At 43.3% G+C, this 12,957-nt stretch carries 9 protein-coding genes; 2 read left to right on the plus strand and 7 right to left on the minus strand.

Features of this window, described 5'->3' with window-relative positions; all coding sequences use genetic code 11:
- Positions 1-3: 3 nt before the first annotated feature.
- Entirely contained in the window at positions 4-1,254 is a 1,251-nt protein-coding gene (locus tag ACXJY6_RS10590) for a hydroxymethylglutaryl-CoA reductase (RefSeq protein ID WP_458768301.1), read from the minus strand.
- Positions 1,255-1,415: 161 nt separating this feature from the next.
- Positions 1,416-3,581 (minus strand): YccS family putative transporter, encoded by a 2,166-nt coding sequence (gene yccS / locus ACXJY6_RS10595; RefSeq protein ID WP_458768302.1) that lies wholly within the window; start codon positions 3,579-3,581, stop codon positions 1,416-1,418.
- Between the two features lie 177 nt (positions 3,582-3,758).
- Here yccS and helD point away from each other — a divergent pair, with 177 nt between their 5' ends.
- Positions 3,759-5,822, plus strand: a complete 2,064-nt coding sequence (gene helD / locus ACXJY6_RS10600) for a DNA helicase IV (RefSeq protein ID WP_458768303.1) — start codon at positions 3,759-3,761, stop codon at positions 5,820-5,822.
- Between the two features lie 6 nt (positions 5,823-5,828).
- Here the strand turns inward: helD and ACXJY6_RS10605 are convergent, their stop codons facing one another.
- Both ACXJY6_RS10605 and glgC read right to left on the minus strand, forming a co-directional pair.
- Complete coding sequence (locus ACXJY6_RS10605; RefSeq protein ID WP_456050211.1) at positions 5,829-6,284, minus strand: methylglyoxal synthase; 456 nt, start codon at positions 6,282-6,284, stop codon at positions 5,829-5,831.
- A 171-nt stretch (positions 6,285-6,455) separates the two neighbouring features.
- Positions 6,456-7,670 carry a glucose-1-phosphate adenylyltransferase gene (gene glgC, locus ACXJY6_RS10610; RefSeq protein ID WP_458768304.1) on the minus strand — a complete coding sequence of 405 codons (1,215 nt, stop codon included), beginning with the start codon at positions 7,668-7,670 and terminating at the stop codon, positions 6,456-6,458.
- Between the two features lie 405 nt (positions 7,671-8,075).
- Here glgC and ACXJY6_RS10615 point away from each other — a divergent pair, with 405 nt between their 5' ends.
- Complete coding sequence (locus tag ACXJY6_RS10615) at positions 8,076-8,756, plus strand: hypothetical protein (RefSeq protein ID WP_456050213.1); 681 nt, start codon at positions 8,076-8,078, stop codon at positions 8,754-8,756.
- Positions 8,757-8,855: 99 nt separating this feature from the next.
- On the opposite strand, the gene ACXJY6_RS10620 is transcribed toward ACXJY6_RS10615, so the two are convergent.
- The 3 genes from ACXJY6_RS10620 to ACXJY6_RS10630 all read right to left on the minus strand — a co-directional run bounded on the left by ACXJY6_RS10620 (position 8,856) and on the right by ACXJY6_RS10630 (position 12,956).
- Complete coding sequence (locus ACXJY6_RS10620) at positions 8,856-9,488, minus strand: LysE family translocator (protein WP_456050214.1); 633 nt, start codon at positions 9,486-9,488, stop codon at positions 8,856-8,858.
- 120 nt (positions 9,489-9,608) lie between these two features.
- The gene (locus tag ACXJY6_RS10625) at positions 9,609-11,006 is read right to left on the minus strand and encodes an efflux transporter outer membrane subunit (protein ID WP_458768305.1); all 1,398 of its coding nucleotides are present in this window, start codon (positions 11,004-11,006) and stop codon (positions 9,609-9,611) included.
- A gap of 3 nt (positions 11,007-11,009) precedes the next feature.
- On the minus strand, positions 11,010-12,956 hold the full coding sequence (locus ACXJY6_RS10630; RefSeq protein WP_458768306.1) for a MacB family efflux pump subunit: 1,947 nt from the start codon (positions 12,954-12,956) through the stop codon (positions 11,010-11,012).
- Position 12,957 lies beyond the last annotated feature (1 nt).

Below are 12,957 nucleotides of genomic sequence, written 5' to 3' on the forward strand. Positions count from 1 at the left end.
GTATTAGATGTGAGTGTTTTTTCCACGAGCTAGCTTTTGATGTGCCCTTGAAAAATGCCCCGCACAAAATGCTCCGACAATCGATAATTCGCCCGCTAAACATGTCGCTGCAGTAATTTCTGCCAACGCTTTTGCTCCGCCTGAGCCATATACGCCCAGAATGTCGAGACACGCTTTTTGTGTTGGTAGTCCGGTTCCACCGCCAACGGTACCCACCATAATGTTTGGCATGGTAATGGTGACATACAGATCACCTTGTTCATTTAAAACCATTCGAGTGACACCAATCGCTGACTCAGCAACACACGCCGCATCTTGGCCACACGCGATATACAGTGCAGCAAGGCCGTTTGCATAATGTGCATTCACTCCAACAGAGCCATTGAGCATCGCTCCTAAGGTTGAGATCTCAGCAAACTTAACCATTTCCTCAGGTGTGGTATGAAGGTATTTCTCGACAAGTGCTCGAGGAATGGAGATATCAGAAATCACTTTCTTTCCACGCACCTTAAGAAGGGTATTGGTGTTGGACTTTTTGTCTCCTGAAAGGTTGCCGTCTAGATACGCATGTTTTATGGCAACAGGTGAGTTCTGCTTAATGTAATCGAAGACCGCGTTGGTGGCGATGGTCACCATATTTTGTCCAGATGCATCACCGGTTAAATATTCAAATACTAAGAAGACATAGTTTCCCTCAATTTGAACATCGATCTTTTTAACTTTACCGTGTGACGTAGTTTGTTCTGCAATTGAAGTGAAGCGATTAAACTCGCTACTTGCCCAAGTGACGAAATGCGCTGCTTCGATAACGTCGTTGAACACAAAACAAGGAGTGCGGGAGACACCTTCATCTACGATAATACATTGAACTCCGCCCGCGGCATGGATAAGGCTTGCGCCACGATCATAGGAGGCGACCAATGCCGCTTCTGTGGTCGCTAGTGGGACAAGGTATTCTCCAGAAGCATACTGACCATTCACGAGTAGTGGTCCGGCTAAGCCTATCGGCAGGTTTGCAGTGCCGATAAAGTGCTCAATATTTTGCCGATAACACGCCATGTTATTTTGGGTATAGGAATCGAATAGAGCGTTTTTGATTGCCTCATCATCAATTGAATTCCAGCGCTTATCCACGAGTTTTTCGTTAAGTGATCCACTTTTTGGCAATGATGCCGCGACCTGACTCGACGAAGGGCTCGACGCGCAAGTTTCTTGCTCATTTACTAAGTTATTTTTCTTTAAATGGTGAGGCATGAATTAAACCAGAATCAAATTGAAGCTGGCATTTTACTGATTCATTCACCAAACACAATGTTAATAAGCATTTGGGAATTGCGAATTTGTAACGAGGTTTGGTCTTGTCCACAAAGTGTCAATCTTCTGAAAGTCAATTTGGAATTCCCTAATCGCTGGTATTAGCGTGTACGAGCCGCCAACTTAGATGCAAGAGAGTGAAGCTCAGGCAGTGCTTGATAAATAAGGTGCAATTGTTGTAACACTAACTTAGCGGAGCTGTCATCGTCATCACGCCAACTGGCAAGTCGTTGTTGCAGTCCTTTACTGTCAATCTCTCTCGTGTCGCAGGTGGGAGATTGCTGTTGTAGCTGCTGGTGCACAAGAGCTAAATGTTGATGAATAACTCGATGCGAGTCCAAAATTAGCTTGTGGACAGATTCATCTTCCAGACGGTCTCTGTGTGCTCCTAGGGCGGAGATATAACTAAGTAAGGCATGATTGAGAGTTAGAAAGCGAAAGCTCTCGTCAGTCGCAGTATGGTAACGTCCCGGTTCTGCAAGCATGTTATTGATTGCCGCCGTTAACGCCGCATCTTGATTGTGTGCTTCGCGTCGGGCAATTCGATAGGATAAGCTGTCTTTTTTTCCAATGCGATACTGACCAATGATCTGTGCAAGATACACTCTATTTTTTTCTATCGCTTCTGCCATTACGATGTGTAACCTTCGTGCATGCCAATCGGGTAAAATAAACGCGACCGCAAGTACGGCGAGAACACAGCCAATAATGGTGTCAAATAATCGCGGGATAATAATATTGAAACCCGCTCCAAGCTGGCTAAAGCAAAACAGGACTAAAATGGTGATAAAGCCTGTTGCAAAAGCGTAGTTGTTAATTCTAAATGAAAAGAAAAGTACGCCAGACACGACAATAAAAGTAACCTGGCTTTCTTGTGAAGGAAACAGAGAAAGCAACACGCTTCCGATAATCAGCCCGGAAATTGTCCCAATTATGCGCAGCGTAATACGCTGCTTTGTCGCGGCATAGTTCGGTTGGCAGACAAATAATGTAGTGAGTAATATCCAATACCCGAGTGATAAGTCTAATCCTTGAATTACCCCGTATCCAGTGGTTAGCGCAACAGACATTCTTATTGCATGTCGAAATAATAGTGATTCACGCGTTAAGTTGCTTTTAACGCGTCGCCACATATTTTCTAAGTTGTGGACATTGTGATCATCTAAATCTCTTTCATCCAATGCTTCAATTGTAGGTTGACTAATATTGTCGAGTTGCTTCGCGACGGTCGCTAAATTGTCGAATAAATAGCCCAGCTGGCTAAGTAGAGAATGCCACTCAGGATTTGACTGTTGTTTTAAATGGTCGAGAGAACGCTGCAATTCAGTCAGTGCTTTCGTTACGTTAGCATCATGTTGGTAAGCGTGATCCAATTTGATGGATTTGCTTACGTCTCGGCAAGAACTGGCGAGGGATTCAATGACATATTTAAAGCGAAATAGCACATCACTGCGTTCAAATTGAGCGGCGAGATCTTGATAGCGGTAATGAGTGGAGCTTACACGTTCATGAATATCTTGTGCGAGAAAATAAATATTGAGAAAGCGGTTTTGACTGGTGTGGATATTGCCACGTTTGGAACGCGTTAAAAACGTTGTTTTACAGTTATTTAATGCAATTACAGTGGTAGCATTAAGGTTTGCTTCTTTGATGCGATAAGGTTGAGGTGAAAAATCATCCGATGGGTGAAATAACTCGGCTTTGAGATCGAGGTAATTGGCGATATTTTCGAAAACCAACGATAGACTGTGGCGCATAGGCTGGCGAGGTGCGACCACAGCCCAAATCGTCGAGACAATGAAATACCAAATAGCGCCTGTAAGCAGCAATATAGGCTGAAGCCAATCGCTGCCATTTTGGTTGGCTCCAATCATGGTGTAGATTGCGATCAACAATGATCCGAAGGAGATGCTGGCATAACGACTGCCGATCGCGCCAAGCATGGTGAAGCCAAAAGTGGAAATAAATAACCCAATGGCAAAATAAACTGGATAGTCGAACAATATTTCAATGGAATAGGTCGCAATGGCAAAGCAGGGAAGTGTGAATGAAATTGCTTTAAATCGCCCAATCAGGCCATCATCTTGTTCTGCCAGCGCTGCGGCAATAACGCCTAAGATTAGCGGTGTAATCCAAACATGAGCTTGATAAAACCAAGTGGGGATGACGACACCCAATAGAGCAACTAAAATCATTAGTGCGTAGTTAATGGTTTTGTTGTTCAAATAGCTTCGTAGATGATGTGTGAATGAATTTAGGAGAGACACTGGAAGTCAACAGTTAAGAAAGAACAATAGTATATTAGAATAAAACAAGATAGGTCGGATTGAAATAGCGCAGCAAGACTATTTACATGAGAATTGTTCCAAGAAAACAATCACATTTTTTGGTCGTTTTTTTCGTTTGAGTTAACATACCCCCAAATACAGAAGAGAGTTTTCAGCATGCAGCTACAGGCAAATCAGACTGCAAAATATTTTATAAATGATGAATATTGTCAGGTTGAACTCGACAATGACACGGTCATTGTCAGTTCAGCCTTGATAGAAGAGCAAATTCCATTCAGCGTGTGGGATGGTTCCATTCATATTCAACGTGGCATTTTTTGGGGGCAGTTGGTCTTTTATTCTCAGCCTAAAGATGGGAGTCGATATGCATGGGTAGTGCAAGGCTTACCTTGGTCAAAATGTCGAGAATTTGCAAAAAATGCAATTACGTCTTACGAACAGTGGCACGAAGACCAATGCCAAAAATTACGCGAATTTTATCCTCGCTGGCGTAAGCAGTTACATCAACTTGAATTCAATTCAGGCTTTTTACGTCACTCAATGCTGATGGAATGGAGTGCATCAGTTGCCAAGGACCTCGAGTCACTTGAGATGTCGATGGAAGAAATACAACAACGCATTCCCGATTTAATGAGTAACATTAGTGAATGGTTTGATCACTCAGCATCGAAATTAGATGTACGAAACCAAAATTGGTTAGTCCAAGAGAGCCCAAAATGGAGTACGTTGTTTTCAGAGTTTGAGAGTTCTCCATTAAATACTTCTCAACAGAAAGCAATTTTGATGAATGACGATCACAACTTGATATTGGCTGGGGCTGGCTCGGGAAAAACCAGTGTGTTGACTGCTCGAGTTGCGTATTTACTGGAATCCGATCTCGCCACTGGCGATGATATTTTATTGCTCGCATTTGGGCGAGATGCGGCAAAAGAGATGGAAACTCGTATTCGTGGGAAAGTGGGACCAGCTGCGAATCATGTGCAAATTAATACCTTTCATCAGTTAGGGTTGGCGATTATTAATCAGGTCGAAGAGCAGCGTGTACAGATCTCTTCAATTGCTACGGATGCAAAGAAAAAAACGAAATGGTGTGCAGAATGGCTTAAGAAGCATTGGATGACACCAACTAATTTTAAACGCTGGCAGAAACACCTTGGGCAGTGGCCGATTGCGTATATTAAAGGTGATGAAGAGCTAGGAAGTCATGTAGAAGATCCGAAACTAATTCAGTGGCTACTTAGGCAGTTAGAGCAATTGGCGATGCTAGGTAAAGGTAAAAAGGCGCTGCAAGAGCAGATCATTGACCATGCTGATTATACTCGTCTAAACAGCGAATTGGCTCTATGCTGGCCTTGTTATAAAGCTTGGAAAGAGATGCTAGAGGAAAGTGGTGAGTTAGATTTTGACAGCATGATCAGTAAAGCGACTCGTTATATTAAAAAAGGAAAATTTAAATCTCCTTGGCGCTTTATTATGGTGGATGAATATCAAGATATCTCTCCGGCTAGACTCGAGCTTATTGATGCCTTATGTCGTCAAGACAAAGGAAAAGCAACGCTTTTTGCCGTTGGTGATGACTGGCAATCGATTTACCAATTTGCGGGCTCAAATGTTTCTTTGACCACTGAGTTTAAAGAGCGTTTTGCTAATTCAACGATCAGTGAGCTCGATACGACGTATCGCTTTAATAACAAGATTGGTGAAGTGGCTAATCAGTTTGTGCAGCGAAATCCGAATCAATTAATCAAGACATTAAACAGTGTGGTTGAGCGTAAACGTAACAGTGTCTTTGTTGCGCCGCAAACGAGCATTGAAAAAATACTTGATCAAATTAATCGAGGTGCTGATGTCAGAAAGTCAGTCCTGTTTTTAGCTCGCACCAATAGTCAGCGTCCGGAGTTACTCTCTGATTGGGAAGAGACATATCGACAATTGAACCTGAGCTTTATGACATGCCATGGAAGCAAAGGCGCTGAAGCTGACTATGTTATTGTTGTTAATGTCGATGAAGGGCAGTTTCCACTGCGAAACAAGACTCAATCTTTAGACGCTGTTTTGGTGGATAATGGTGACGACTATCCCGACTCTGAAGAGAGGCGGTTATTCTATGTCGCACTCACTCGAGCTCGAGAGAAGGTGTGGGTGACTCATACCACCGGAGGCTCAAGCTTTGTTAAAGAGCTATTATCCGGTGATTATGATGTCTCAAAATCGAAGTAATGTGCGTTATTTTCTCTCTTCGAGATAAGCCTGATAATCGGGAATTTCAATGGTAACTTCTTGGTCTAGTAAATCAGACGCGAACATAAAGTCTGCAGAGGCTTCATTAGTTGCAATTGGAATATTCCAAACACTGGCAATACGTAATAGTGCTTTAACATCCGGATCATGCGGAACGGCATTTAGGGGATCCCAAAAGAAGATAAGGATATCTATTTTCCCCTCTGCAATAAGAGCGCCAAGCTGCTGATCTCCCCCCATTGGTCCGCTGATTAACGATTTTATAGCGAGACCCATTTTTTGGCTTAAAATATGTCCAGTTGTTCCAGTGGCATAAAGAAAATGCTTTTGCAGTTCGCTTTTATTGTTGCCAACCCAGCGGAGTAAATCCTTTTTGCAGTGATCGTGTGCAACCAGTGCAACGTGTTTGTTTGCAGGAAGGATTCGTGTTGTTTTTTGCATTGTTCAATTTCCTAGATTGATGACGTATTCAACGTTATATACGATATGTAGGACGGTAATCAAATAATTAGCCCAATTATTTGAGACGCCGTTTTGAAATCATTGCGAATGTCTGATAATTGCCAGTGAAACACCGTAACAACATCATACGGTGTTTGCTGAGAAAGGAGTTTAGAATTCGTAACCTTCTGGAACGACGACGATGCCTTTTTCAGAAATATGAAAGCGTTTCGCGTCTTCTGCGTTATCGATTCCAATCTGAGTGTGAGCGGGGACGCGAACGTGTTTATCAATAATACAGTTGATCAACTGGCATCCTTCGTTTATTTCGACATCATCGAAAATAATACAATTCATCAAGGTGGCGCTGTCTTTGATGACGACGTTTGACGAAATAATACTATGCTGAACCGAACCACCCGAATTAATGACACCGTTAGCGATGATTGAATTAATGAAAATGCCCTCGTTTCCTGTAACAGACGAAACCGTACGAGCGGGTGGAAACTGCGGTTCATAAGTGCGAATTGCCCAATCGCGTTGATAAAGGTTCATCGGTGGAACAGGTTCTAGAAGATCCATATTGGCATCATAGAAAGAGTCGATAGTGCCGACATCACGCCAGTAATTATCTTTTGCTACACGCCCCTTATCGCCGCAGAAGTTGTAGGCAAAAACAGACTGTGTATCAATCAACTGAGGGATAATATCTTTACCAAAGTCGTGATTTGACCCTTCGTCCAGAGAATCTTTTTCCAAAGCCTGTTTTAAGATTTCCATATTGAAAATATAGATTCCCATTGACGCGAGACTTTTATCAGGATCGCCAGGGATGGAAGGTGGATCGATAGGCTTTTCGACAAAAGAAGTAATATGTTCATCGCCATCAACTCCGACGATGCCAAATGCTGATGCCTCATTCCTAGGGACTGTCATACATGCAACGGTTAACAATGCATTGCTTTGTTTGTGTTCTTCTAACATCGCGGCGTAATCCATCTTATAGATATGATCGCCGGACAGTACCACCACGTAGTTTGCGTCGCTGCGTTCTAGTAACCATAGGTTGTGATATATAGCATCTGCAGTGCCTTCATACCATGCACCACCTTTGCGCATTTGTGGGGGTACGACAGTGACATATTCGCCTAATTCAGGGTTGAAAATGGACCACCCATCACGGAGGTGTTTTTGGAGCGAGTGTGATTTGTATTGCGTTAGCACTAATATTTTTCGTAAACCCGAATGAAGGCAGTTAGTAAGAGTGAAATCGATAATTCGATACTTGCCCCCGAAAGGAACCGCGGGTTTTGCTCTATCATCAGTTAATGGTGCGAGACGAGATCCCATACCTCCAGCTAACACAATAGTTAATGTGTCTTGCATCTATTCAATCTCCTAAATGTCCGATATTTCAGCGAGGGTTACTTTGGAACTACAAGTTTCAAGCCAAGTTCGCATTCCCCACCACGACTGGCATTGCTACCGTGACAACACCGTATTAGCACTACACTTGTGCATCGAGTCGTATAATGCGTTTTATTGGTGCGGCAGATGGCACAATATGATTCATCATCCTACAGTGTATATAAACAAGGTGGAATAGCCTCTATTTCTATAGGGATAGTTTTTTAGAATTCGTTTTGAAAAATAACATCGATAATAGGATGAGACTTTGTGTCGACTTCTCTAAGGGGCGAGAGCATGGCCATGAGATTTGAGGGTTTTGAGAATAGGTTAAGCTTTTTCTTTCGCTGCCGATATAAAGCCATGAAGCTATAAGGATGAAATATGAAAAAGGTATTGATGGTTGTGTTGCTCTTATTAGGGTTAGGAGCTGCTGGTGCCGGTTATTATTTGTTTGTGAAGAAACCCCAGCAAGAGGCTATAGCGGCAGCAGAATTGGCAGCGAAAGAGGCTCAAAAACTAGAAGAAGCTAACGCTCAAGCGAACCAAGCTCCGCAAGAGCCTGCTGTTTCAACACGTGTAAATACGTATTATTTTGTCAATCAGAGGCGTTTGCCAGTGCGAAATCAGCCTGATGACAAAGTTTACCCAGACCGTTATCTCTATAAGAGTGAATCAATTAATGTCATCGAAATTAAAGACGGTTGGGGGCGAATTTCGGGTTACTACACTTTAAATGATGGGGATAAAGAGTACGCAGAATGGATCAAAATGGATGGTGTTGTTGATTGGGTGCCGATAATAACCAAAGAAGAACGAGATGAAATGCTCACCAGTTACATAGGAAAATCCGATAATTTTCATATGTATAAAGAAAAATTCTTTACGATCACAGACAGTTTGATCAAAGAGAAAATATGCACTCCAGAAGACTTTGAAGAGGTACAAGGGTGGATGCGTTCGATAAACTACAAGGAACGAAATGTGTATTTTGTTTATTGTGGAGGATTGCGCGTCAGCGATAAGATCTATTTTGATGTCGATAGTGGAGAAATGTTTTACTGAGGCCTTTCTTGTCCAGATGCAGATGCTAGTTTCCAAAAGCAGCTAGAAATATGACCATAGGGTATTTTCTAGCTGCGTTAGTCTATAGTTCCCTAAGACTTACCCTAATGCCAGCCACACACCAACGCCCATCATTAACGTTCCTGAAATTCGATTCATCAATACAACGTTATTTTTGTTGAGAAGTGCTTTTCGTAAGGTTTGTCCACCTGTGGCATAAAGCATTAAACAGATGAATTCAAACAACAGAATAATACTAATTAATATGCTGGCTTGAGGTAGTAACGCACGATCTGTTTGGATAAAGGGAGGTAATAGTGCAATAAAAAATGCCCACCCTTTCGGGTTTGCAATCGCAGTAATAAAACCTTGATTCGCTAAGCTATAGAAAGAGGGCTCGAGTTTTGCGTCTAAATCTTCTGGGATCGCCAGTTTTCCTCGTGAACGCCACATTTGAGTGCCAAGGTAAAATAGATACGCTGCGCCAGCCGTTTTTAATAGCAGAAATATTTGCGGGTGGTTTAACAAGATAGCGGCAACGCCAATAATGGCGGCACTTGCGACGAGTCCAACACCAATAAGCTCACCGGCCATCATATACATACTTTTACGCACACCAATGGTCATCCCTAGTGTGAGAGCAAGAGTCATGCACATTCCTGGAGTGGCAGAAACAAAGAAAAAGGTTGGTATAAAGACCAATAAAACAGATATATCCATATATACGTTCATCGTGTGAAAACCGAACTCTATTTATACGTACAAAGTGTGATCTAAATCAAGCACTTAATTGTGAATTCGAAAAATAAGATAAAAGGGAAGCCGAAAGTGGTGTTCGGCTGAGGCGATCGTTTACTCGGTGGAGACTTGTGGAGCGATATCCCTTCCGCCAAGGGCTTGATACAAAGTTGCTTGAACATTGTATTGATTATAGTGGTTTTCAAGTAGGCTTTCTTCCGCTTCACGTAATGTTTCTTGGGCATCTAACCAATCTTGAATACTGACTGCCCCGTGCCGATATTGACTTGCGTAGATCCGCTCGGCGGCCTGCGCAGCTTGGTATTGTTCATCAAGTTTTATCCCTTGATATTGATAGTGTGAACGAGCAGACAATGCATTATTCACATCTTCAAAGGCACTGTAGAGCGTTTGACGATAAGTGATCAAAGCCGCTTGAGTTTCTAACTGGCTGATTTCTTGATTGAGCTTCAGTTCATTCCATTGTAAGAATGGCAACGCCAAGCTGGCCCCTAATGTTCCGAGTGGATCCGTCAACAGTTCACTAAGACTTGTGCTGCTATCACTGATTGAGCCCGTCAATGTCAGGGTTGGGAAATAGGCGGTTGTTGTCGCTTTTTCATCGGAAAGTGCCGACTTTAATTCGTAAAGTGCCGCTTTTACATCCGGGCGACGAGCTAGAATATCCGCGGGTAATCCAGCTGTTATTTCGGGTAACTCAGCCGTCGACAAAGTATCGACAAACTGTAATGTGTTTTCTGGCGTCTGTTTAAGTAGGAAAGCCAATGAGTTAGAGGCTTCAACACGTTGTTGAAGCAGTTCACTATGGTTGGCTTCTTGTCCCGCTAGATTACGTTTGGACTCCAATACATTAAGTTGGGAAACGGCACCCGAGCGGTATTGTTTTTCCGTGAGAGCGAGCGTTTGACGTGCGTAATCTACGCTTTTATCGCTCAGTGTAATTCGAGTGTTTAAATAGCCAATTTGCCAGTACAGAGATGCACTGGTTGCAACGAGTGATTGAGCGGTACTTTCTCTATCCTCGGCACTTGCCATTGCTAACCATTGATCGGCTTCTATTTCTGAGGACACTCGTCCCCAAAGATCGAGTTCATAGCTCAGTGATACATCGGCGGCATAGCGATTTGATGTATTGCCAGAACTTAATCCGATGCTTTTGGACCCATCGATGCTGGATGAAATCTGCGGGTATTTATCACTCGAGGTTAAACCGGCATTCAATCGTGCTATTCGCAATGTCAGTGTCGCAAGGGCAAGGTCATCATTTTCCTTGAGTACTGTGTTAATCAATTCTGTTAATTTGGGATCGTTGAACTTCAGCCACCAAGGGTCGATATGTGTTACAGGGTTACTTTCAACGGCCCAATGCTCTGGTATTGTCGTGACTTCTTCCACTGTCATGTGTTCGGGAGTTGAGCTGCACCCAATCATGAGAATCGAACTTAAGCCGACTAAACCTAACTTTATCGTAAGCTTGTTATTTTTATTCATGGGTTAATCTCTTGATAATGCTTCTACCGGATCGAGTCGAGCGGCGCTTCGTGCAGGTAAGAAGCCAAATAGAACACCAATAAGCGTCGAACATAAGAATGCCACAACGATAGAAGTGGTTGAGTAAATCATTTGGAAACTGCCACCGGTATATTGGAATATCATGCCAATGAGGTACGCAAGGCCGATGCCCAATACTCCTCCGCATAAACAGACTAAAACGGCTTCGATGAGAAATTGACGTAAGATGTCACTTTGTCTCGCACCCACTGCCATTCGCACGCCAATTTCTTTGGTGCGTTCTGTTACTGATACCAACATAATATTCATTACACCAATCCCGCCGACAATCAAAGAAATTACCGCAATTGCAGAGATAAGCAGCGTCATCGTTGCGGTGGTTTTTTCAATATTTTGGCGGATAGTATCGGTATTGATGGTAAAGAAATCTTGTATGCCATGACGCATTTTGAGCAAGTTAACAAGGGCTTGTTCCGAGGCGCTGCTTGATGATTGGTCATCGACACGAACGGTAATGCTATCGAGATAGTGTTGCCCCATCATACGTCCCGATACCGTAGTATAGGGCACCCAAACCCGCAAAGAATCGTTACTGCCAAAGGTACTTTCATACTTTTTTGTCACGCCGATAATACGTACAGGTAGGTCGCCAAGGAAAATGATTTCACCAATCGCGTTACTTTTTGGAAAGAGCTCTTTATTGGTGTTGTAGTCAATCACAACTTGCTGGGCTAGTGTTTCGACGCTGGAATCATCAAAATATTGTCCACTGGCTAACGTATAACCCTTAACCCGGAAGTAGTCAGGGCCGACGCCATTCACACCTGCGGTAACCGCTTGATTGGTATAACGGATAGTCACATTGGTACTCACTGACGGAGTGACACTATCGACGAAGGGCAGTGATGTGAGAGCCGTTGCGTCACTGGGTAATAATGTTTTTACCCGTCCAGAGCGCCGATCACCAAACCCTTTCCCCGGTCGTATATCAATGGTGTTGGTGCCCATAGAACTGATGTTTTTTAAAATTGCTTGCTGCGAGCCTTCACCCAAAGCTACTACAGACACCACCGACGCAATACCAATGATAATGCCTAACATGGTGAGAAATGTTCGCAATCGATGGCTGGACATGGCTAATAGCGCCATTTTTAGCGCTTCTAGGTAGCGATCCCACCCAAAACGGGTGTTATTTGTTGTAGTTTGGTTAGTAGGCTTGGAAACGTTGGTTAGCTCAGTATCTTCTTTTTGGGTGTCACTAATGATTAACCCGTCTTTGATTTCGATAACTCGATCAGCAAATTCCGCTACGTGTTTATCGTGCGTGACGATAATAATGGTGTGACCTTCATTATTGAGTTCTTGAAGCAATTGCAGCATTTCTTCGCCGCTCTTGCTGTCTAATGCTCCTGTTGGTTCATCAGCAAGGATTACATCGCCGCCATTGATAAGTGCGCGTGCGACACTGACTCGTTGCTGTTGACCACCACTAAGCTCACTAGGGCGATGGTCTAAGCGATCGGCTAACCCAAGGCGACTTAGTAAGTGCTTGGATCTTCCCCTTCGATTGGCACTGTCTTCGCCGGTATAAATGGCAGGAACTTCGACATTACCAATTGCATCGAGATCGCTCAGCAGGTGATAACGTTGAAATATAAAGCCGAAGTATTCACGACGTAGTTTGGCGAGTGCATCGTTTTCCATCGTGGACGTATCTTGACCATTGATAAAGTAGCGCCCTTTAGACGGTTTATCGAGGCAGCCTAGAATGTTCATCAGTGTCGACTTTCCTGACCCTGATGTACCAATGATGGCAACCATTTCGCCGCGTCTAATTGAGAGATCTACGTCATTCAATACCGTAAGTTCTTGGTCTCCGGCGAGGAATGAACGGCATACACCTTTGAGTTCTAATAGCGTGTCAGACATG

The organism is Vibrio phycocola (assembly GCF_054404255.1).